Genomic DNA, 23119 nt, shown 5'->3' with positions numbered 1-23119 from the left:
AGATAATCTATACATAGACAGCATGAATACTAGGGGAATTTATAGGGATTAATTTGATGCTTTATGCCACTAAAAGTGAAGTAAAGTGTTGAGGGCTTGCAATAGCCTTTATTTGATTTAACACAAACTTACTGAGAAATAAAGGGGAGTGGTTTTTTGCGATTATTATTAAAAAATGTACGTTTGGAAACAGGATATCTCTATGACCAAACATTTATCACAGCGACAAAAACGAATATATTTGATGTTTTGATTGAAAATGGAGTATTTAATGAAATTGCTCCCAAGATTGAAGAAAGCAATGCAGTTGTAATAGATACCAAGAAGCAGCTACTAGTCCCATCGTTTAAAGAAATGCATACACATATTGATAAAACCTACTTCAGTGGCGAATGGAAGGCACCCACTGTACCTACAGAAGGGATTTTTTCTCGTTTAAAGGAAGAAGCATTATTATTACCGAAGCAATTGCATGTAGCAGAAGATAGGGCACACGCGATGGTCCAGCACTATATTAAAAAAGGACATACACATATTCGAACACATGTGAATGTTGATCCACAAATTGAGACGAAACATATAGAGATAGTTAAGCATGTATTAGAAAGCTATCAAGATCAAATTACGTATGAAATAGTGGCATTCCCACAGCATGGTCTATTACGTAATGGTTCTTACTTTTTATCAATTCTCGAGAAAGCATTACAATTGGGGGCGACTCATATCGGAGGGGTAGACCCAGCTTTAGTAGATCGGAATAGTAGAGAAGTGATAAAAACAACTTTTGATTTAGCTGAAAAATATGAGGTAGGCATCGACATTCATTTACATGAGCAAAATACATTAGGTGAATTTGACATTCAACAAATTCTAAATGAAATGGAACAACGCTCTTTTAAAAAAGATGTAACAATTAGTCATGCGTTCGCTTTTGCAGACTTACCTGAAAAATCTTTAGATCAGTTAATAAGCCGAATGGCTGCTAATCAAGTTGGCTTAACGACAACCATTCCAATTGGTTCAGGTCCCATTACAATCCCTGTGAAATATTTGTATGATCAAGGCGTAAAAGTATCATTTGGCCATGATAGTCTTGTGGATCATTGGTCGCCTTTCGGAAGTGGAGATACTATTCAAAAATTAAATCAATTTATAGAGCGCTTTGGTTATATAGATGAAAAGCATATAGGTCAATCCTTTAAATATGCGACAGGAGGCATCACACCTTTAAATCATGCTGGAGAACAGCAATGGCCTAAAGTTGGAGATACAGCGAATGCGTTACTTGTGGATGCAGTTAGTTCCGCACATCTAATTGCTAGACAATGTCCTATTTCCACAGTGATCTCAAACGGGAAGGTCATTCATGAAGAAGAGATAGATTTAAGGGGGGAATTTCGATGAGCATATGGGTACGGAATGTTCGATTGGAAACAGGGGAAACAACATATGAAGATGGCAGTATTAAAACCGAGACTAGTTTGTTTCATATTAGAGTATCAGCAGAAAGATTGATTCAAGAAATCATGCCTGCTTCTTCGAATGTATCTGAAACAAATTCAATCGATATGAAAGGGAAACTGGCCCTTCCTGCATTTAAAGAAATGCACAATCATTTGGATAAAACATATCTTTCTGTAGGATGGAAAGCTTGTCGTCCGGTGAATAGTTTGTCCGAAAGATTAGAGCTGGAAGCGGCAGAATTAGAAGTCCTTTCTGAGACAGTGATGCAAAGAGCTTCTGCTATGATTGAATTACATTTGAATAATGGTGTTAATCATATTCGAACACATGTCAATATCGACCCTTTTATAAAGCTTAAAAATCTAGAGGGCATTAAAAATGCACTGGAAGACTATGAACAATATTTAACCTATGAAATCGTTGCATTCCCGCAACATGGCTTGCTAGCTCATGAGGAAATGCCTGACTTATTGAGACAAGCGCTAGATTCTGGCGCCACAATCTTGGGAGCGCTTGATCCAGCTGGTATTGATCAAGATATTGAAAAATCACTACAAGTCACCATGGATATTGCTAAGGACTGCAATGTAGATGTGGATATGCATCTACACGATAGAGGACAAGTAGGTTTTTATACGATGGATAAATGGCTGGATATGGTGAATGAACAAAATTATAAAGGGCATACAGCTTTCAGTCATGCGTTTGGCTTAAGTAAATTATCGTCACCTTTACAAAAGAAATTCGCGAAAAAGTTAAGTGAATATGATGTGGAAGTAATGTCTACAGTCCCTATATCCCTTAACCATCAGTTAATACCTATAGATATTTTGAAAACAGAGGGTGTTAAAGTTGCTTTAGGCTGTGATGGCTTTTATGATTCATGGAGTCCGTATTTTTCAGGCGATATATTAGAGAAGGTGCATAATTTTTGCCAATATACGGGTAAATCCAGTGAACGTGCATTACGCGATAGTTTAAGCTTGATTACACAAGGTGTGACTCCTTTAAGCACCGAAGGCCAACAACAGTGGCCCAAAGTAGGTACAGAAGCAAGTTTCGTTTTTGTTGATGCAAGCTGCAGTGCTGAAGCAATAGCTCGACTCCCGAAAAACAGAATGTTAATGCATAAAGGTAAGTTATATCAATCGAAAAATTAGAGGCAAGTATGTAAATTTAACAAGAGGTTATGAACTATAATTTTAAAAATCATAAAACAAAAAATCTGCGACAGAGCGAGAAAAAGTTCTATCGTAGATTTTTTAGCATGAAGGATTTTAAGTATATGATTTATTTACCTCATTTAGATACTGTTACACAGAGTCAAACCCCTTAAATGGGTATAATAAGAGGGCTGGGAATTAGTTCGAAATTTCTTTTTAATACTCAAAAGGAGGAGAGATAAATGGAAGAAACAAGGATGGAAACATATTTTAATACAAAGGATATTGCCAAACGAAATGCCCTTTTAAAGCAAATTGTATTTGACTTGCCAGAGCAGGGAAAGGACTTTTTTCTAAAAGCATACAAAAAAGAACGATATTTGGATATGCGGCTTACGGCCATTAGAGGATACGCAGCCTTCGCAAGCGAAGAAGAAGTGGCCGTTTTAATGAACAAGATGTTAGAAATCTTAAAAAAGCGTTCTGAAACTACACCATATAATTATGAGGAATATGAAATCTTACGATCAGATTTTTTAATGCCTTACCTTCTGGAAAAGTATTCTTATGACTGTTTCAAAAATTTTAATGCACTGCTGGAGAAACAGTACGATACCATGCCTGATGTTTTTAAAGGGATTTTCACCTGCAATGATAAAGGTGAACATATCCAACTGATACCTCCCGCAATAGTACGGAAACAGATGGAAGGTTTCTGGCGAAAGTGAGAAAGGGTAAAGATAAAGAGATACTTAGATAAGAGGGTTTTTAATGATTAACCAGCTTACCCTAACTGGTTTAAAAGAATTTTGTACATAATGTCTTAAGAAAGAAGGTAGTATTATGGAGACATCTGGAAATTTCTCAGGCAAGGCTGATATATATGCGAAATATCGCCCAAGATATCCTAAAGAATACATTGATTATTTGTTTTCAACTAACCATCTGAAAGATGATCGGATAGTGGCTGATATTGGTTCAGGTACGGGGATATTTAGCCGCCAGTTGCTTGAAAGAGGTTTACATGTTATTGGAGTAGAGCCAAATGATGAAATGAGAAATGTGGCAGAGCAATCCTTAAACCAATATTCTCGTTTTAGTTCAGTAAAAGCAACTGCAGAAAATACCACGCTGAAAGGGAACAGTATAGATTTAATAACGGTTGCCCAGGCCTTTCATTGGTTTGATAAAAAAGCCTTTAAAATTGAATGTCAACAGATATTGAAACAAAAGGAAAATGTCGCTCTTGTTTGGAACAGCAGAGATTTAACTAGCCCGGTTATTAAAGAAAATGAAGAGATTTGCCAAAAGACATGTTCAAATTTCAAAGGATTTAGCGGTGGAATAGAGGAAACGCCAGAAGTATTTAGCGACTTTTTTAAAGAAGGAAAATATGAGTTTAAAAAGTATTCAAGTGAGATGCTTTTTGATTATGAAGGTTTTTTGGGAAGGAATTTATCCGCATCCTATGCACCGAAAAAAGATGATGAAGAGTATGAAAGATTTGTTTATCTACTGACAGAGTTATTCGAAAAATATAGTAAAAAAGGAAAGATTGCTCTCCAAAACATAACGCGAAGCTATCTAGGCAATGTCTAATGGGCGAACATTTTATAGTGTAATGTCTATTTAAATTTAATAAGTTAGTTAAGATAAATATTCTAATTTGAATAGATAGAAAAAAAAGAAAGAATTATATTTCCTAATGGATTTTATCTAAAAAGTGTTAACATCTCATTTATTTTAAACAAATGACCAGGCTTTCACTGTTAGTGAGCCTGGTCATCTGGAATCTCTTAAACTAGATATTAATACTGCAAGGTAGATTGATTCTTATTTAAAGAAACTATCTTTTATACAATATTAATACCAGCACTTGCATTACCAGTAAGTGTCGTAGCAACTGCAAGACCTGTAGTAGTTACTGAGTACACCATTAATAAACGATCACCAGCCGCAACTGAGACTGGAGCTACGTTTGCTGTTCCAGATGCAATTGTACCTACTGCAATTGTTGAAAGAGCTGGAGTTAAATCAACAAATGCTGTTGTAGGACTGAAGACATTGCTTCCTGCTGGAGCACGGTAAATTTGCGCTCTAACTTGAGCTGTTCCCAATAAATCTAATGCTACTGTTGCAGTGAAAGAAGCAGAAATAGATGTTATAGTTCCTGCACGTGGAACTGAGAATGCTTCTGTTCCAGTAACAGCTGTTAAGTCAATATTTGTCCCAGCTAATGTCACTCCTGGAATAGCCGTACCGAATCCAATCAAACTTACTGTACCAACTAAACCACCTACAAGCGTTGTTAGGACAACAGGTGTAATACCTGAAGAAAATGGAATAATCGAGCCTGTCGCTACTGGTGTAGTAATACATGCTGCGTCAATAGCTTCGAATGGACCAAGTTGTGCAGTACATTCCATATTATTATTTGAAGAACAGCCACACATTGAATTATTTATACACATTTTTTCACCCCCTTTCTTCGTTATTCTATTCAGCTAGGATTATCTGGCAAGGGCAGTTATCTACTTTCTAGATTTTATATAGGAGAATATTAGAACTTTTATTTTGTAATTTTAATTGTTTGGGTTGATAACTATCAGCGATCGTACTTTCATTCCAACATAAATAAAGTCCAATATGTATTTTCATACTTATTGGACTAATTAGCATATGCACTTGTAGTTTTATTGAAGGTTAACTACGACCTCTTAGATTTAAATTAACTCCATTTTCGAAAGAAATTAAAAAGCGACGCATTCTTCTCTTTTTTAGTCTCTTCACCAATGGGGTCAACAATTATTTCAAACTGCTGATTGATTTCTTGTCGAGATTCATTTTCAAATTCTTCAATCTTAGGCTCGTAGATATCAACACCAGTATCTTGTAAAGAGGATGATATATCTAATTCAGACTCTTCAGAGGACTTTTCAAAAAATTCAACACCAACATTATTATTTAATGTCTCAATGTTACTTTTTTCGTCAGTAATGACTTTGTTATCTATATTTATGATGTCTATTTGTTCATCTTCATTTAGATTATTCGTATCGAGTTCGTTTTTTGTAGTTTGCTGAATTTCATCTTGTGACAAAGAATTCGGTTCATAAACATCCGTTGGTAATTCCTGCGAATTCGATGTGTTCTTAAAATGGATCGTGTATTCATTGGTGGTGTTTCTATATAAACCATTGTATATTTCGCTAGGGTAACTGTTGAACGATTGAAAATATTGTTGATTAAAATGTCGTTCATCAGAGCGAATAAATTGATTTTCATTCTGAGAAGAAGACGTTCCTTTGTTTACATCTAGTTGGTTCTTTATTGCTTTACCTGCTAGGCTTTGTAGCATTTTATAAGAAGGCTGTTTGGAATTCATTGTAGATTGATCAGATGTAGATTTACTATTTGAATAATTATGGGAGGAGGTATCCTTATAAGTTGCTTTCGGTCTTTTATTATTCTTGTCAGCTAATAATTTATTTAAAATTGTTAGTATTTCCTGATTCATTTCCACAATTGTTTGATTCAGTGATTCTATTTGGGTGGAAACATGTTTTACAAGCTCTTCGTTACCTTTTATTCGAGCATTCTTATTTCCATCCGTTTCTTCTGTAATACCTTTTAATTCTCCTATTTGAGTTTTTAGGTCATCAAACTCTTTTTTCATATATAAGTAATCTTCTACTGGCTTGCCAACTTTTAATGAAGTTAATGTCTCTCTATAAGATTGAATGCTTTGTTTTAACTTTTCAATATCTTGATTAGAGTATAATTTTGAATCTTCCATACCGTTTCACCCCCTTCATTTCATATTTTATTTAAATCACTTGATTTCTGTTACTAATAGAGAAATACCTATAAATTTATTCCATTTTTTATGTAAACAGCCGTCAACATAAATTAAAACCTACTAATTTTTATAAATATTAAGCTGAACTATTTTTTTGCCTATGCACTTAAAGCTTGAAAACATATGCTACAAACGAAAGACAAATAAATCTACGGAGGTGACAAAATGAAGCATGTGATTCCAAACCAGTTGCAGGAGCAAATTTGTATTAACGTTGATAAGGTTTATGACTGGATCGTAAAAGAAATGTCATTTGATATTTCTCCTACGGGTACAATTACCTTCCCAGGCGTAACACCAACAACTGATCTAACAGGTGCAATTGTTAGATGTAATGTAGTTCCAGCCGCAACTAATCCAATTGTTATTTTGAGCCGTGAAAATCGTGAATTCTCTATCGACGGTTCAACGGTATGTCTTCAACAATTAAACATTCAAAAGAACTTTGTTTTGACAATTGTTGTTACATTACCGAATGGCACGAGATTCACAAGTAACACAATTCCAGTTTCACGTTGCGAACAAGTTACACTATGCGCACCGAATGGAACAGATGTAGAGATTTTATTCACTGATCTAGACTGTTTCGTATGTACTACTGGAACTCTAACAGCTGCAGCAGGTACAATTACGTTCTCTGCATTAACGATTACTGTATCTGTTTGCCAAAGTATTCAATCTACTTTCCCGGTTACAGTTGAGTTCTTAGCAACTTTCTGCGAACCAAGAGCAGATTTGCCATTTGCATGTCCTGGACCGGTTCGTCCGGCGCAGTGCCCACTTATTTTCCCAGAAGTTTAAAAGTGCTAATAGAGAGAGAATAATAGTGCTAACCAATAGAAGTAAATCATATTGTAAAGAGAGGATAATCCTCTCTTTTTTTTGTTTTAAATGAGCAATCAATTTTTGCAAGGGGGTACTCATAAATGAATCATGTCGAAGAGAAGATTAATGAGTTGAAAAAACAAACAGATTTTTATATTCAGGAAATCAAACAAAAGGTAGAAAAGATTATGGTTTCTGATCAAGTAAGCGTCATTAGTTATTTTACAGCCTCATTCAATATTTCTTATATTCTCGATGATGAGAGTATATGCTTGGGAACTTATCATATTCGCAATTTAGGTAATCAGCCTATAACTAACCCCTCTATACTAATTAAGCTCCCTGAAAATTCTCCATTCTCTTTCTCAGGAAGGTATGTTAATGAACATTTCGCCACAGAATTAAAAGCGACCGGTAGCTGGGAGCGATTCAATGATCAATCAAGTAAAGATGAATTTTGGCTTAAACCTGTAGGGAAAACAGCGATTGAGCCTAATGAAACACTGTCATTCTCAAACTTTCAGATAAAATGGGCACATAATTTATCCTATTCAGGAAGTATTGTGGGTGTTACATATTGTGATCAGTTTAAAGAAGGTATAACGGTATTAAATCCTATTAATCTCAATGGAATTAGTCCAGCACAGGAGGATATTTATGAGTGAGTTTGAAAAAATGAATTACGTCAATGATCTTATGAGGGAACACCTTACTAATATTTCTCAGGAGAATAATAATAGCTTTGCTTATCTTGAAAAAAGCACATTGAATCTATTGATTGCCTATTTAATATCAGATGAGAAGAAAAAACCTCTAAGTATTAATCATAAAAAAATAGATAGCAAGATTATTAAGCAACTGGATAAAGCTATAGGGGATAGTAAGGAGCAGTTTGAAGAAGTGATTAGGTTACTTGAAAAGTTATCGTGAATGGAGATGCAAGAATGGATAATGAGGCAGTGAAAAATAAAGATCCTATTCAATTGCAGCAAATGATAATCTTTTTAAAAGCCGAATTAGCGAAATATAAAAATGAAGCTAATAGACTCAGGAATAGTGATTATAACTCATTAGTACTAAGATTAGAAAGAGAAAATATGCAATTAGTAAAACAAAAAAAGGAACTTTCTCTAGAAATTTTAAAGCTAAAAAGAGAAAATGAAAGAAAATTAAAATCCTATCATGAAAATATTCAAGCAATGGACACTCAAAAGAGAAAACAAATTTCTTCAATCGAACGTTTATTAAAACAAGTAGATAAACTTCGTGCAGAAAATAAACTAATAAAAGAGACATTAAAATTAACAATAAATCAATTCTTTACCATTAAATCTGATGCTAATTATAAAATAACAGCAGATTACTTTGAAAATAAGTGGAACTCTTTTACTAGAGAAATGAACTTACAAATGACTACAATAAATGAGGCTTTTGAAAGATTTTCTATGGATCAAGCCAATTCAGAGAAACATAATAAATATTTATTAAAAGAAATAGAGAAAAAAAGCTATGAGATAGAAAATTTAACGGAGGAGTTAGCAGAGGAGAAAAAAAATAAATCTATGATCCAACCGGACTCTCTTTCACAAATGGACTTCCAGGTAAAAAAGGTATTGGCTGAATCAATTTCATTTGAAAAGCAGTTGGATCAAAAACTACGCCTTCTTGATGACTTGGATGAAAAATTGAATATGTTAAGCATAGAAATAAATAAAGAAAAAAATGTATAAAATTATTATGTATACTAAAAGTACCCTAAAATAGACGCTCATATTGTCTATCTGTTAGGGTACAATTTAGGCATCTATTCCATGTGGTTTCGGTTTTGGGTCTTTACCATTATACCAACCCTAGGAAAGCTGCCTTTTTTTAGGGTATAGGAGAGCATTTAGTTATGAAGTTAGACAAATAGTTCCAGTATCTATACCCGTAGGCCCATTAAATCCAGGTATTGTATCAATTACTGTATTTGTCGCGATATCTATAACAGAGACAGTATTGTCAAGCTGATTTGTAACATAAGCTAATGTTCCATCCGGCAAGATGGTTACTTGGTCAGGGGATGCACCTACCGAGATTGTATCAATTACTATGTTTGTTGAGGTGCTTATGACAGATACTGTATTACTGCCTTTATTCACGATATAAACAAGTGAACCGTCAGGCGTTATTGCTGTTCCGACTGGACCAGTTCCAACAGGAATGGTCGCAACAACAGTATTTGTCACTGAGTTAATAACTGATACAGTATTACTGCTCTCATTTGTAACGTAAGCTAATTGACCGTTTGGTGTAAAAACAATTGATCTTGGGCGAGTGCCGACAGGAATTGTAGCAACCACAGTATTTGTCGCTGTGTTAATAACTGATACCGAGTTGGAGTTTTCATTCGCAACGTATGCATAAGCGCTATCAGGAGTAAAAGCTATACCTTGAGGTTGCAACCCCACTGTAATAGTTGCGATTACGGTATTTGTGGTAGTATCAATAACAGATACAGTGTTGGTTCCGTGATTCGATACATAAGCAAGCAATCCATTAGGGGAAATTGCCACTCCAAGAGGTTCAGGACCTACAGGTATAGTAGAAACTACAGTGTTTGTGGCTGTATTAAATACCGTTACATTATTCGAGAAGAGGGCAGGGACATAGCCAAATGCCCCGTTTGGTGTAATAGCTACTTCTAGAGGTGCTGTTCCGACAGGTATAGTAGCAACTATGGTATTTGTCGATGTATCAATAACAGATACCATATTATCAGGTGTTTCTAGCTGACCCGCGTCTGTCACATACACTAGAAAATGGCACACTGGTGTTGGTGGCTCAGGTATAAAGGGATTCTCACATATACAAGGACAACAAAAACCACAACAATGGCAATGACAATTTGGATTAGATTTAAACTTAAACCTTTCAAAATTTTCTCTATGCATATGTTTATGTCTCCTTTCTATAATTTAGTTTTGAGAGGACTTAACATAATTACAGCTGAAGTGGTTGCATTATAGAAGACAAAACAGGTCATTTTCATTTTATGTATAATTTATCTGTTCAAATAGGCATTAGCAATTATTTTTAAGCATCTATACCTAATTGACGTAAAGAATAGTTATGATAAATATAAACGAGAGATCGTTAATGAAGTTAAATTGAAAATAGGTTATCTAGGTATAATATGTCGTGAAAAATAAATACTTAATGCGCAAGTTATGCCTTACATAAGAAATGTAACGTTTACGTATAAGAATTTTCATCTTAATTAAAAGTAGTTATGAATCAAAATTATATATCTGATGTAAATAAGCATAAAAAATTCATTTATAAAATTTTATAAAATAAAAAGAAATCGGATTCCCAATATAGATTGCAGGGAATCACGTATTTCTCTTTTTTAAATTTTTAGTTTACATAATATAAATTATAGGAAGTTATATTTCATAATAAAGTATACTTATAATAGTGAGATATTTGAGATTTTTTATAACAAAAAAACCCAGCATTTCAGCCAGGCTTTTTGTTTATGGATTTTTATGACGTGCTTTAACATGTTCTTTTTTAGAATGAATCATTGAGTTGGCTGTCTTCCAAATTTTTTCTTTAATCTTTACTCCAAATTTATACCATTTGAACGATTGGATATGTTGCAGCCATTTTTGATGCTTTTCATGGCGCTTTGAAATCTCTTCATCTGGCATTTCTAATCTTTGGATAGCTTTTGTATATTGATTCATTTCCAACTTGAATTTAATGTCAAGCAATAAAAAAGGAATAAGTGCTAGAATAAAAATTGCTCCAAGATATACCAAAACCACTGATCAACCTCCTATATCTTTTCTATTCCCACTATTTCCTATGTATATGCATTCCATTCATTTATAAATCAAAAAAATTTAAATAAAACTTAAAATTGTTTTAATTATTTTGTAACACTTGATTTCACTTTTCATCTGAACTGTAAGTTAAAAGATAAGAGTTGGAATATACGCTTCGAGCCTATGCCCTTTTACGTTAAGGAATGCATATTATCGAAAAAACGCTCTGGTTTGTCCACTAACACGCTTTTGCAATACCTATATAGATATAGACACTTTTTTAATTGGTTGCTGTCTGAAGGGATTGTGGCTGCATATGCAACTTCAATTGACTATAGAAACAATTTAATTTTACTTGGATTATTTGAGAGGAAAATATAGCTGAAGGAGATCAAGTTGAGCATCGTGGACCTGCAATTGTAGAGTTATCTATCCATGCTTTAATATCCTTGTTTAATTACTTAACGAAGGAATCAGAAATGGAAAACGAAGATTGTTACTTCTATAGGAATGCTATGAATAAAATAGTTATCCATAAGAAGCCTGAAACAGCTAATAGACGAGCAAGAAATATCAGCTCAATCATCTTAAATAAAGAAGAAATTTTCGAGTTCCTAAAATTCATTAAAAATGATTATGGTAATTTACTCGACTCTTCCCTTGCTCAAAGACGTTATGAAAGAGATAAGTAATGGAATTGAGGATAGATGAACAGCTGAAAGGTCTGTATTCATCTATCCTATTTGTACATCAAATGAGCTCATTTACCACAACAACAAAGTATGGTGTTATTACGAACTAACTAAACGCTGACTCACCTTCATCATCCAAGTGGTGTTAGCCCCCATAGGTTTTTTAAATAAATTCAAGTGCATCTATACATATAATTGATCAGATAATTAGCAAACATGTATACGGAAATATCTAATACTAAGTTAGAATATAATTTTTTTGGCAGGAGAATCTTTTTTTAGTCTAAAGTCATATTTGTTTGCATTTTGATATTTTGGATCTATATAACTTGATTTCTTATCACTTTTTGAAGCTTTTAGAAATTCGGGAAAAGATTTATGTTCTCTCTCTTTCCATATCCAAATACCGATTTTTCCTTTTTCTTTATGATAAATATTCTTATCTAGTTTATTTTTTTGATTGGTTGTAAAATAGTTAGAGATGAAAATCCGTGAAGGGCCAGCAGATAAAATATTCTTCTCAATTACATTGTTTTTTGTATCATATTGTAATAATAGCTGTCCTCCATTTAACCCCTTTGTATCATTCCGATAAAGAATATTTTGAGAGATAGTAGAATTGGTTGTACCTCCCCGATGTTTATCATAGCCACCAATTGATATCCCAGTGTAAAAATTTTCATATATAGTATTGTTTATTATATTAATATGACTAGCGTATTTTTTAGCATGCTCAGAGGTTGCTTCAATTCCAATATCACTTTTATAAATAGTATTCTGTTCAATGGTTATATTCTTTCCACCATCTACATAAATACCACCAGCAGAATAATCCTCTCCATATGCTGGATTGCCGTAAGAGGATATTTCATAAATTATATTGTTCTTTACTATTCCATTTCGCACATAGTCCACTTTTTCGTCATTGGAAGTTCCTTCATAACCAATCAGATCAATCCCGATATTATTACTCCGCCGAACTATATTATTCTCCACTTTAAAATCATAAATATTTCCGTTTAGAACAAGAGATTCACTTAATCCCAGTTTCAAATCCTGCAACGTATTATTAAAAATATTTATATCTTTTATTTTGCCTGTTCCATATATAGCAATCCCATGGGCATTCCCATCATCTGTATGAGTTTCAATGCGTTGGACTGTATTATTTGTTAATTTAATATGGCTACTAGTCCCCGTTACATAAATCCCCATTACTGTTTTGTCTTCTAAATCAGTAGATAGATCCTGGATAGTTAGCCCACTGATGGTAACATAATTTTTGTTATTAATCGTCACTAAAGCGGTATCCTCTTCACCATCTTTCATGTTCTTTCCACTTAAAATAACCTTCTCCTTATTGTAGGCCTTAAATAAAATTGGCTTTGTATTAGTACCACTATGTTTTACGATAAGTTTTTCATGATAAATTCCTTTACGTATAAGAATAGTAGTACCTGCATTTGCTTCTGATGCAGCTTTTTTGAGTGTGCGAAATGGCTTTGATTTTGTACCAATATTTTGATCACTTCCATTTGTCGCAACGTATATAGCCTTAGTATTAGCCTTGGCCTGCTTCTCTTCTTTATTGGTTATAACAAAAACAACAGCCATAGAAACTGCAGCCAAGAGAATAAAATAAATTTTTTTCATTAAATCATTCCTTATTTAATATATTTCTAACTTTCATACTAATTTAAGATATATTAAATATAGCAAAAAAACTTAAAGAGTGGAACGGGATGGCTAAGGCTTCCTTTATTCATTGCCTATCCTCAGCTCCGCATAGATACGGCCATAAAAAATAAAAAGAAATGTTAATAACTTTATTACAGGATTAGCATATATGCTCGGCAATTTAATTAGCCTCCAATTTCTAGGTGCTTATTCCCCTACCATACCATCATTATCTCGGTCATCCATATATGGGTATACTATAACCTGCTGCTATTGCTTCTTTAATTGTCACTTGTCCATCCCCATTTATATCGATTTGTTTACTTTATCACTGAAACTCCTGCATTCATCTATCTTTTTTATATAACAAATGAACTCATTACTATAAAATAAAGTTTTTGTATGTTCAACTAAAACGCCAATGAACTAACGCCTCCAATTGTTTAAGTATACTTATTGACAAATATTAGATATCAACTATATTCTCTGACTTGAATAGATTTTCTTTAAAATAGTTAACAAAAGAATGCTCATTTTCATCCATTTTTCTTGCTGCTCCACAAATACTCGACTTAGTCTATTTTGGTTAAGATCCCAATTCTTTAAGATAAGGAGGCCTTGAATTGATTCGTTATAAAAGAAGATTACGATTGAAGGATTTAGAAATTTTTATGCTTTTTAAAGAGGGTACTTCGATGGGATATTTAATCATTGAAGATACGAAAAGAACGTTAAATTCAGCTGAATAACAACTTCTACCTTTTAAAATTATGGATGAAGATGAATTAGAAGAGTACAAGAATTTGATTAAGATTTATATTTTAGGTGATGAAGAATTATCAAAAGATGATAAATCAATATTCGAAGCATTTGCGATGGATTTAGTTGATGAAAAAGATTATTGTGCCTACATACTAGAATCATATGTAGATGAGCAATTCTTCTACGTTTCTCCAGTTGATTTAGAAGTAGAAGATTATGAAAAAATGCTTAAAATTGTTAACTCTTCTTACGATATTTCAAATTTAGATTTAAAAAACTTGAGTTATTTATCACAAGAATAATAATATTTAAGTAAAAGAAGAAAAGGTAAAGGCATCATGAGGATGTTTTTACCTTTTCTATGATTAGGGGAAAAATTTTATTTAGTCAATCCACAACTTAATCAATAATTGAACCATTGGATAAAGGGATTAACTTGACAGTTAAATGTGGAATAAAACTTCTGTTGGTTGAATGAGTAATCAACGATTAATATCAATTTCATTATTCTTTATTGTGCCTCCAATAAAAGCTTTGCCAGTGGGAGGGATATCTAAAGGAGATAAAGCGGGAATTACATTATTGTCTATTATTTATAGTAGCAGTATGTTTCTCTTGTACCAAATGGGATTTAATACAATATAGGATCTAGTTATTTTGCCCCTGCTTTTAATAAAATTTTTTCAATCTCTAAAAAGCCTTTTTTACGTGCATGTTGTAAAGGTGTCACCTTTTTGGTGTCTGGAATGTTCACATCTGCTCCATGTTCTATCAGCAATTGAACCGTTTGTTGCCGCTTTTCGTCCCCTTCATTCAAAATAATCGCTTCTAATAAAGCCGTCCATCCAAGATTATTGACATGATTTACATCAATATCCGTATGGGTGAGTATTTCTTTTATTACATCTATATATCCATGTTCTGAAGCAGGGATTAAAGCAGTTCCTCCATACCGATTTGTAATAGTCGGATCGGCCCCTGCTTCAATTGTAAGTTTTAAAATATCTATATATCCTTCTGCACCAGCATACAGGAAAGGGTTGTTTTTCATATCATCCCTAATATTCACATCTGCTCCAGCTTTGATGAGAACTTTTGCGGTTTCTACATCATTGTTATAGGTCGAAATCATAGTAGCAGTCCTATCTTTTGAGTCTTGTGCATTGATATTCGCCCCTTTCTTGTTGAGTTTGCTTACTGTATCTACCTCTCTATGTTCCGCTGCTTGAAGCAACTGCTCATTTAATCCTTTGTGCACGATTCTCATCTCCTTTTCTTGTTTTTTTGGTTCGCCACTAATATTTGAAATACAACCTTGAAGCAAGAGAATACAACCTATAAACGCTATCATCCACTTCCACATAAAAATTCCTCTCAATTCTAATTTTATTGTTACCCTGCCCTTTTTACATGATGGCGAAAATTTTTTATATCTAGCGACTTATCTCGGAAAACGCGTACGTTAAATATATAATTCATTTATTCTTTTCTTTCCAAAGAACAAGGCATCCTTGTATAAGTTAGCTAATGCCTACCACAAAGAATGTTCGTTGCATTAAAATGGATACTTATGCTATCGATAATTGAAATAATCCCTTGACCACAATAGCTAGCCAGCATACCAACCTTTTTCTCTTTAAGGGTTTTATAAGTTGCGATAAGTTTGATTTAAAATAATGATATCTTAATAGGTAGTATATGAAAAATATTAAAAAAATTAATTTTACTTATATTTTTCATATAGAAAGTGGAACTTTCCTTTAAGGGATATTATCCAAACACCATATTTTAGAGCAATTGTAGAAGAAAGATCTCTGGAGCTGTTTAAAGAACTCATAAGTCATATCTTCTGCCTCCGTTATACCTAATAATCTCAATCCATTTCTATACTTTATCATCGCTGTATAATCTTCTATTTCGGTGCCTCTTCAGAATTACAACAAATATTTGGCCATCTTACAATCTTGGCTGAATATGAAGATAAAAGCCTTATGTGTAGGTGTGATTGTGGTAATCTTGTGACTCGAAGCAGATTACTACTTTGTAATGGTACAGCAAGTTCTTCGTGTGGCTGTTTAAAAGGAGAAACATTGCATAAGGCATATCAAGAAAATGATTATATAAAAAGACAAAATTCACTTGAATTTGAAAGTGAATTTTGTCTTTTTTCTAGTTTAAAATAATGTTATCTTCTTTGTGAAGTAATGTTATCGCGATAATTATGGAAGTTCGTTCTTATTCTAAGATGCTGCTTTTTACAGTATAAGTGTTATATTGACAAAACTTTTATCTAATGAATATCATTCTTTCTAAAATTACCGCCCTTTACTTCTGATACCTCATAAACAGTAACAAAAGATTTTGGGTCAATTTCATTTATAATTTCCTTTAGTTTGGTTTCTTCTAAGCGATTAATGACACAGCTGATTTCTTTAAACTTTTCGTGGGAAAACCCGCCATAAACCTCGTTAAACGTTGCACTTCTACCTAAGCGGTCGCGTATAGTTTCTACCATTAATTCAGGTTGACTTGTGATAATTTTAAAGGTTTTAGAACCACTCAAACCTTCCTCCACAATGTGAACCACTTTAGAAGCTATAAAGTATGCAATTGCCGAAAGAATTGCTCCTTGTAAACCAAATACGGTTGAAACAACTATAAATACAAACACGTTTAAGAAGAGAATGAAATCACTTGTCCCAAATGGTAATTTTCGCGATAGAAGTACGGCAAGCATGTCAATTCCATCTAATGCACCGCCATTACGTAAGGCTAGTCCCATCCCAAAACCAAGAATAATACCACCAACAACCGTAATCAACAAAGTATCCCCTTGAATAATTGCCGGCGTATGGTGAAATAAGATGGTGCCAAACGATAATGAAACAATGCCGATAATTGAAAATAGGGCAAAAGTTTTTCCGATTTGTTTATAACCCAACCAAATAAAAGGGATATTTATGATGGCAATGAGAGCTCCCAATGGTAGTCCAAAAAGTTCAGAACCCACAATGCTTAGCCCAGTCACCCCTCCATCGGATACATGATTTGGAATTAATACTGTTTCTAGTCCATAGGCAGCTATAAATCCCCCTAAAATGACTAATAATCCTCGAATAATTATTTTTAGTTTATTGGTCTTTTGTTTTTTGCTTTTCTCCATAAATTCCTCACTTCTAGTCTTTTTTAAAGTATAACACATTTTATTCTCTGCATTGTAGCCATTCCTCAAACTCAAAGTAGGGATCTTAAGCAATATTGTTTCCCTTCTAATAAAATTCCTTCAAAGGATTTTAAGTAGCTGTTTAGTGAATATCTTCTTATATGATTTACCAGAACGTCATATCAGTTTCAATCCGTTTTAAAGTTTGAATTTGAATGATCCTTGCAACTAGACTTATGCGAGACAAACAAATTTAAACGAAGATTGTTAGGAGATACTATGGATTGCATACACTCGCGTTTTGGCTCTGGAGCAGTTCTACATGCAGTTTCCTATACAGAAACAGGTACCGTTTAGTTTTAGTATATTTATACTCAAATTCTTGCTAATCGAATGAGTTAATTTGTAAATATCCTTGATTTATTCTATGAATTATTTTTAAAAATCCACCTATACTATCCTTGTTTAAAAAATGGCGAAAAACAAGAAAAGGACGTGTAGAAAGTAAGGGTTTACTTAGCGGAAATCCAAAAATGCATTAAGATGAAGTATTTAGTGTTTGGACCGGTTTAACTACAAGCTACGGCATGATTTCTGGCTTTCAAACTTTTTCTAATAGTGTATATGACGAAGATGTAAAAAAATAATTGAAGAAATTACATGTAGATTATTTTAAAACCTATTAATCCGAATCGAGGGATGTAAATGTATTATTACAAAAATGAATTAATTAATATTATTAAACCTGGCAAACCAGATCCACAAGCAGCACGGGTCATGCAAGAAATATTAGGTGGTCATTATGGTGAAATGAGAACCATGATGCAATACTTTTTCCAAAGCTCTAATTTTAGAGGCAAGGAAACACAATATCGTGATTTACTTCGTGGCGTTTTCTTAGAAGAAATAGCTCACGTAGAACTTGTTCAGAATACAATTAATCAATTACTTAATGATTCTGGGGAATCTTCTGCACCGGGCAACAATGGTTTGGATCAAGCACCATTAGATGATGCTGTTAGACATGCAAATCCACACCATTATATTATGGCAGCTCAATCATCTTTACCTGTCGATGCTTCAGGTAATCCGTGGAATGGCTCATGGGTGTATGCACATGGAAACCTTATTGCAGATTTATTGGACAATTTAGTTCTTGAATCAACTGGTGTCCTTCAAAAGACACGTATTTATGAAATGAGTTCTAATCAGACTTTTAGAGAAACACTTGCATTCCTAATAGTTCGTGACAATGCTCACCAAAATGCATTTGCCAAAGCATTAGAAACTTTAGGTGTAGATTGGGGTAAACTATTCCCTGTTCCGAACTATGATATCAACAAATATCCTGAATGTAGAAAGTATGTTGAAATGGGCTATCATAATGCTCAATTTAATTTCAGATTAGACCCGACACGTATCGGTGAAATCTTTCAAGGGCAATCTCCAAGTAGAAATGGCGGAGAATTAAATGTAACTCCTCCACCAGAAGGATTCCCTGTGCCGGTTTTGCCAGAAATGCCAAATGAGCATAGCCCAGGTCTCAATGATATGAATAATTAATTCACCTATTTTCTGCTGTAGCGTGTGACAACGTTACAGCTTTTTATTATTGAGAAGTTGACTTTTAATGACAAATAACAATCAAAATTACATTAAGAGTGGTTCCATAATGGTAATTTGTTGAAAAATACCTTAAGAGGATTCTTCAATTGTTAGTTGAAGAGAGAATGAAAAAGATTCCCTTTGAGTGTTGCTTAAGCTCAATAGCTTTAATAAAAATATCTTGTTAATATGCTGCGCCATGGAACATGAAAATGTATTTAATGAACCATCAATTTCTAGATGACTATTCCCCTACCATCCCATCGTTATCTCGATCATCCTTATATCGGTATAATTAGACTATAAACAAAAACAAATATAGCTATGCCCTAATTTCAATCAGTAATCAAAAAATTGCATTAAAAAATAAAGCCTTCTCCTATTTAGTGGAGAGTCGCTTTATTTTTTATCTACTCTACCCTTAATACCACTAAGTGGACATGTGTTACAGCTCCTGCTTCCGTTCTTTAACCTATAAGATAAACAACATGTTTTTCTTTGTCTGATGTTGGCATTGTCATTAACAAAAACGTAACCATACTTTTCAAAAACATTTGAGTTAGAAATACCTAAAACATTTTCAGGTACTTCATGAATAAGGTAATGGATATCTTCCTTAGCACGAATTCTGATTTCTAAGTTGTCATGAGTCGAAAGTGTCTCATAAAGCCAATAAATATAAATCACAATATTCTCCCAGAGAATATCTTTAGAGACTTTAGTTTCTTTTTTTAGATGGTTCACTATAAGAAATAAATGTTCTGCAAAGAGTTCCTTGATGCATTCTTTTCTCCATTCATCTCTATCTTCAGTTGAAGCAAAAGTTGTTGTGTGGTTAAAATAAATCTTGGGAAGCCATTGTTCCTGATTTTCGATACTCTCTAAAGAAATATTTTGAAATGAAATATCAAGCTTTTTATTATAAACAGTCATTGAATAAAGAAAGATAACAGCTAAAAATGCGTATCTCTTCATAAAAATAGATGCTGTTGTTTGGAGATTTGGTGCTACAATCAAATTCGATAGTTTCTCCAAATAAATAGAGAGCATATCCCTGTCCATTAATTGCGCTAACTCAATCGAAAGCTCTGATCGGCTCTTTGTTGAAGTAAATCGAAATTCTCGTAATTGTTGTTTCTCCTGCTCAGTAAGATGCGACTCCATTTAATACCGCTTCCCCTTTTAAGATGCTTCGTCCTTTTCCGTATGGGATACACATGGGTGTACCAAAAATCGGATCATTGATGATTTCACTCTCTAAATCAAAGACATTTTTCACGAGTGACTTTGTTATAATATCTTCAGGTTTCCCTTTTTTATATACAGTTTGATTACGAACAGTAATAATATAGTCAGCATATCTGCAGGCTATATTAATATCATGTAACACCATGATAATTGTTCGCTTTTGTTGTTTATTTAGTTTATATAATAAATCTAATATTTCTATTTGATGAGTTAAATCTAAGTAAGTAGTTGGCTCGTCTAATAAAATAATATCCGTATTTTGAGCTAGTGTCATAGCAATCCAAGCCCGTTGCCTTTGACCGCCAGATAATTCTTCGATAGGTTTATCCTTCAAGTGTTCAACACCCGTAGATTTTAAAGCATTCATAACGATTTCTTCATCTTCTTGTGACCATTGACTATGCCAACTTTGATGAGGGTATCTCCCCTGTTTAACAAGCTGTAAAACGGTTAGCCCTTCTGGTGCAACCGGTGACTGTGGTAAAATAGAAAGTTCTTTAGCAACTTGTTTATTTGTAAGTTTGAAGACGTTTTTCCCATCTAATAATATGGAGCCTTCACTAGGTTTTAATAGTCTAGCGATGGAACGTAGAAGTGTCGATTTACCACAACCATTAGAACCAATTAAAATTGTCACTTCGCCTACTGGAATAGATAGGTCGAGGTTTTTTATAATGATAGAATTTCCGTAGCTAAGCGTTAGAGATTTTGCTTCAATTGTTTCTGTCATATTTTCTTCGGACTCCTTTACTTTTTGGGGTTTCTAAATAATAAATAAATAAAGTAAGGCGCACCAATAGCGGCAGTGAAAACGCCTGCTGGTACTTCAAGTGGACTGAAGGCAGTACGACCTATAACATCTGCAATCATTACTAGAAGTGCACCAATTGAAGCGGCAGTAGGGATTAAAACACCAAAAGATGAACCTACTAGTCGACGTGCTATATGAGGTGCCATTAATCCAACAAAGCCTATAGCTCCAGCAAAAGCAATGGCCCCTGCAACTAAGGCAGTACTCAAAAATAAAAGTAAGAAACGCATTTTTTGAACGGAGTGTCCAAGGCTAGATGCAGTGTCATCTCCAAATTCTTGAACATTTAAATGTCTCGATATAAAGAAAGTAATAAGCAACAAAAGAATTGTCCATGGAATAAGCATTTTTACTTGATCCCAATTAGCTCCACTAACGCTCCCTGTAATCCACATATTCGCTTCAGTTGCTTTATAGATTGGTCCAAGTAACATTAGCATCGTCGTCATCGCCTGCATAAATGCAGATACTCCAATACCGATTAAAACTAGTCGAATTGGTGTAATACCATCTTTCCAAGCGAAAATATATACTAAAAAGCCAATACTAGTAGCACCGATAAATCCTGCAACAGGAAGCCATTGAATACTTACCGTTAATGAATGGTTCGAATCACTGAAAATAGCTAAAAAGGCAACAACAGCTGCTCCACCGCCAGCCGAAATCCCAATAATATCTGGAGACGCCAGTGGATTTTTTATCATTCCTTGTAATATCGCACCAGCTACTGCTAAAGCCATTCCTGCAAAAACAGCAATAAAAATTCGAGGTAATCTAAAATCTATCACGACTAATTGATCAAAATCATTACCTCCACCAAATAAGATTTGTAACACGTTCAAAGGATTAATATAGGAATCCCCAACTGAAGCACTAAAAATGAATATCGCTATCGTTAGAAATACTAAAAGTATGATTTTCTTATATGCTTTTATATCAAGCAAAAAAGATAGTCGATCTTTAAGGAGTCTAATTGTTTTGAAGTGATTCATGCTTTTTTGAACCCCTTTCTTGCAATGTAAATAAAGAATGGTGTTCCAATGAATGCTGTCATAACTCCGACAGGTACCTCTTGAGGCATGATTATATAACGGGCAGCCACATCTGATATTAATAACAAAATACTCCCGAATAAAGCTGCCATAGGTATTAGCCACTTATGGTCATTACCAACACATTTTCTAGCAATATGTGGAATAACAATTCCGATAAAACCGATTGGACCAGCAACTGCAACAGAGCCTCCAGCAAGTAAGATAACGATTATACCAACAATTACTTTGATAAAACCTAAATTCAAGCCCAATCCTTTTGCTATATCGTCACCTAATGCTAGTACATTCATTTTAGGAGAAATGAATAAAGCAGCAATCCAACCCAAAGCCAGGTAAGGAAAAACAGAGGTTAATATCTCTAGTTTTCTTCCTTGCACAGAACCGGCAAGCCAAAATAATACCTGGTCAAGTTCTGCTTCGTTGGTTGCTAGTAAACCTTGAGTGAAAGATGAAAATAGTGCACTTATAGCGGCTCCAGCTAAAGTGATTTTAATAGGAGTTATTGCGTCCCTTCCGGAAGAACTAATTCCTAATACTGCAATTGCAGCTATAGTAGCTCCTAAAAAGGCCATCCAAGCAAATGACTGTAAACCAGAAATTTTAAAGAAAACCATAGAGAAAACGACTGCAAATCCCGCACCTGCATTGATACCTAAAATACCAGGCGAGGCTAGCGGATTTTTTGTTAGCGTTTGCATAAGAACGCCTGTTATAGCTAAAGAAGCTCCAACGCTTGCAGCGATTAATGCTCTAGGAATGCGTAAATTTCTAATAATAATATGCTCATTTGAGTGGTCAAATTGCGTAAAAGCATGTAATGCAGTTTCAATAGAGGTATCTGCGTAACCATATACAATGCTAATTCCTATACATAGTATCAGGATGATAACGCTAATCAATAAAGCTATTGTCTTCGAAATAGTATTCTTAAATATCATATGTAGTTAAATCTCTTTCCTAAATTTAATATTCAAAGCGTATGA

22 protein-coding genes and 1 pseudogene are annotated in these 23119 nt (G+C 33.9%); 12 read left to right on the top strand and 11 right to left on the bottom strand.

What is annotated here, in order from left to right:
* Positions 1–156: 156 nt before the first annotated feature.
* The 4 genes from AC6CHJ_RS07565 to AC6CHJ_RS07550 all read left to right on the top strand — a co-directional run bounded on the left by AC6CHJ_RS07565 (position 157) and on the right by AC6CHJ_RS07550 (position 4226).
* Positions 157–1404, top strand: a complete 1248-nt coding sequence (locus AC6CHJ_RS07565) for an amidohydrolase (protein WP_392993872.1) — start codon at positions 157–159, stop codon at positions 1402–1404.
* Positions 1401–2624, top strand: coding sequence for an amidohydrolase (locus AC6CHJ_RS07560; protein WP_392993874.1), 1224 nt, complete (start codon positions 1401–1403; stop codon positions 2622–2624). Before AC6CHJ_RS07565 ends, AC6CHJ_RS07560 begins: the two co-directional genes overlap by 4 nt.
* A gap of 245 nt (positions 2625–2869) precedes the next feature.
* On the top strand, positions 2870–3355 hold the full coding sequence (locus tag AC6CHJ_RS07555; protein WP_150284450.1) for a hypothetical protein: 486 nt from the start codon (positions 2870–2872) through the stop codon (positions 3353–3355).
* A 115-nt stretch (positions 3356–3470) separates the two neighbouring features.
* Positions 3471–4226: a class I SAM-dependent methyltransferase gene (locus AC6CHJ_RS07550; RefSeq protein ID WP_392993878.1), complete on the top strand. Its 756-nt coding sequence runs from the start codon at positions 3471–3473 to the stop codon at positions 4224–4226.
* A gap of 254 nt (positions 4227–4480) precedes the next feature.
* Here the strand turns inward: AC6CHJ_RS07550 and AC6CHJ_RS07545 are convergent, their stop codons facing one another.
* Positions 4481–5098 carry an exosporium glycoprotein BclB-related protein gene (locus AC6CHJ_RS07545; RefSeq protein WP_392993880.1) on the bottom strand — a complete coding sequence of 206 codons (618 nt, stop codon included), beginning with the start codon at positions 5096–5098 and terminating at the stop codon, positions 4481–4483.
* Positions 5099–5355: 257 nt separating this feature from the next.
* Complete coding sequence (locus tag AC6CHJ_RS07540) at positions 5356–6423, bottom strand: hypothetical protein (protein WP_392993882.1); 1068 nt, start codon at positions 6421–6423, stop codon at positions 5356–5358.
* A 228-nt stretch (positions 6424–6651) separates the two neighbouring features.
* Here AC6CHJ_RS07540 and AC6CHJ_RS07535 point away from each other — a divergent pair, with 228 nt between their 5' ends.
* From AC6CHJ_RS07535 to AC6CHJ_RS07520, 4 genes are all read left to right on the top strand, one after another.
* On the top strand, positions 6652–7287 hold the full coding sequence (locus tag AC6CHJ_RS07535) for a BMQ_0737 family morphogenetic spore coat protein (protein ID WP_150284446.1): 636 nt from the start codon (positions 6652–6654) through the stop codon (positions 7285–7287).
* A gap of 125 nt (positions 7288–7412) precedes the next feature.
* Positions 7413–7976 (top strand): hypothetical protein, encoded by a 564-nt coding sequence (locus AC6CHJ_RS07530; RefSeq protein ID WP_392993884.1) that lies wholly within the window; start codon positions 7413–7415, stop codon positions 7974–7976.
* Positions 7969–8241 carry a hypothetical protein gene (locus AC6CHJ_RS07525; protein ID WP_392993887.1) on the top strand — a complete coding sequence of 91 codons (273 nt, stop codon included), beginning with the start codon at positions 7969–7971 and terminating at the stop codon, positions 8239–8241. The genes AC6CHJ_RS07530 and AC6CHJ_RS07525 overlap by 8 nt, the downstream gene beginning before the upstream one ends.
* A 14-nt stretch (positions 8242–8255) precedes the next feature.
* Entirely contained in the window at positions 8256–9041 is a 786-nt protein-coding gene (locus AC6CHJ_RS07520; RefSeq protein ID WP_150284443.1) for a hypothetical protein, read from the top strand.
* 162 nt (positions 9042–9203) lie between these two features.
* On the opposite strand, the pseudogene AC6CHJ_RS07515 reads toward AC6CHJ_RS07520, so the two are convergent.
* Both AC6CHJ_RS07515 and AC6CHJ_RS07510 read right to left on the bottom strand, forming a co-directional pair.
* Positions 9204–10148 (bottom strand): annotated as a pseudogene (locus AC6CHJ_RS07515) (beta-propeller fold lactonase family protein); the annotation flags it as partial.
* Between the two features lie 681 nt (positions 10149–10829).
* The gene (locus AC6CHJ_RS07510) at positions 10830–11123 is read right to left on the bottom strand and encodes a hypothetical protein (RefSeq protein ID WP_392993889.1); all 294 of its coding nucleotides are present in this window, start codon (positions 11121–11123) and stop codon (positions 10830–10832) included.
* 479 nt (positions 11124–11602) lie between these two features.
* Between AC6CHJ_RS07510 and AC6CHJ_RS07505 the strand changes: the two genes are divergently transcribed.
* Positions 11603–11815 (top strand): hypothetical protein, encoded by a 213-nt coding sequence (locus AC6CHJ_RS07505; RefSeq protein ID WP_498287918.1) that lies wholly within the window; start codon positions 11603–11605, stop codon positions 11813–11815.
* Positions 11816–12058: 243 nt separating this feature from the next.
* On the opposite strand, the gene AC6CHJ_RS07500 is transcribed toward AC6CHJ_RS07505, so the two are convergent.
* Positions 12059–13468, bottom strand: coding sequence for a right-handed parallel beta-helix repeat-containing protein (locus AC6CHJ_RS07500; protein WP_392993895.1), 1410 nt, complete (start codon positions 13466–13468; stop codon positions 12059–12061).
* A gap of 647 nt (positions 13469–14115) precedes the next feature.
* Here AC6CHJ_RS07500 and AC6CHJ_RS07495 point away from each other — a divergent pair.
* Both AC6CHJ_RS07495 and AC6CHJ_RS07490 read left to right on the top strand, forming a co-directional pair.
* Positions 14116–14241, top strand: coding sequence for a hypothetical protein (locus AC6CHJ_RS07495; RefSeq protein ID WP_498287916.1), 126 nt, complete (start codon positions 14116–14118; stop codon positions 14239–14241).
* A gap of 54 nt (positions 14242–14295) precedes the next feature.
* On the top strand, positions 14296–14556 hold the full coding sequence (locus AC6CHJ_RS07490; protein WP_498287915.1) for a hypothetical protein: 261 nt from the start codon (positions 14296–14298) through the stop codon (positions 14554–14556).
* A gap of 350 nt (positions 14557–14906) precedes the next feature.
* On the opposite strand, the gene AC6CHJ_RS07485 is transcribed toward AC6CHJ_RS07490, so the two are convergent.
* Together AC6CHJ_RS07485 and AC6CHJ_RS07480 are read right to left on the bottom strand one after the other, a co-directional pair.
* Positions 14907–15617 (bottom strand): ankyrin repeat domain-containing protein, encoded by a 711-nt coding sequence (locus tag AC6CHJ_RS07485; protein WP_498287913.1) that lies wholly within the window; start codon positions 15615–15617, stop codon positions 14907–14909.
* A gap of 927 nt (positions 15618–16544) precedes the next feature.
* Positions 16545–17417 (bottom strand): YitT family protein, encoded by an 873-nt coding sequence (locus tag AC6CHJ_RS07480; RefSeq protein WP_147193431.1) that lies wholly within the window; start codon positions 17415–17417, stop codon positions 16545–16547.
* 705 nt (positions 17418–18122) lie between these two features.
* Between AC6CHJ_RS07480 and AC6CHJ_RS07475 the strand changes: the two genes are divergently transcribed.
* A complete protein-coding gene (locus AC6CHJ_RS07475) occupies positions 18123–18980 on the top strand; it encodes a manganese catalase family protein (protein ID WP_147193432.1) in 858 nt (285 codons plus the stop codon).
* Positions 18981–19421: 441 nt separating this feature from the next.
* Here AC6CHJ_RS07475 and AC6CHJ_RS07470 read toward each other — a convergent pair whose 3' ends face one another.
* The 4 genes from AC6CHJ_RS07470 to AC6CHJ_RS07455 are packed head-to-tail and all read right to left on the bottom strand — an operon-like array spanning position 19422 to position 23074.
* On the bottom strand, positions 19422–20186 hold the full coding sequence (locus tag AC6CHJ_RS07470; RefSeq protein WP_498287911.1) for an IucA/IucC family C-terminal-domain containing protein: 765 nt from the start codon (positions 20184–20186) through the stop codon (positions 19422–19424).
* Positions 20167–21000 carry an ABC transporter ATP-binding protein gene (locus tag AC6CHJ_RS07465; RefSeq protein WP_392993899.1) on the bottom strand — a complete coding sequence of 278 codons (834 nt, stop codon included), beginning with the start codon at positions 20998–21000 and terminating at the stop codon, positions 20167–20169. The genes AC6CHJ_RS07470 and AC6CHJ_RS07465 overlap by 20 nt, the downstream gene beginning before the upstream one ends.
* A gap of 17 nt (positions 21001–21017) precedes the next feature.
* Complete coding sequence (locus AC6CHJ_RS07460) at positions 21018–22073, bottom strand: FecCD family ABC transporter permease (protein WP_498287909.1); 1056 nt, start codon at positions 22071–22073, stop codon at positions 21018–21020.
* Entirely contained in the window at positions 22070–23074 is a 1005-nt protein-coding gene (locus tag AC6CHJ_RS07455; protein ID WP_150284436.1) for a FecCD family ABC transporter permease, read from the bottom strand. The genes AC6CHJ_RS07460 and AC6CHJ_RS07455 overlap by 4 nt, the downstream gene beginning before the upstream one ends.
* Positions 23075–23119: the final 45 nt, after the last annotated feature.

The sequence above is a fragment of the Rummeliibacillus sp. GQ308 genome, from assembly GCF_059759115.1.
The sequence above is the reverse complement of the archived record's forward strand: the minus strand, read 5'-3'. Positions and strand labels throughout refer to the sequence as shown.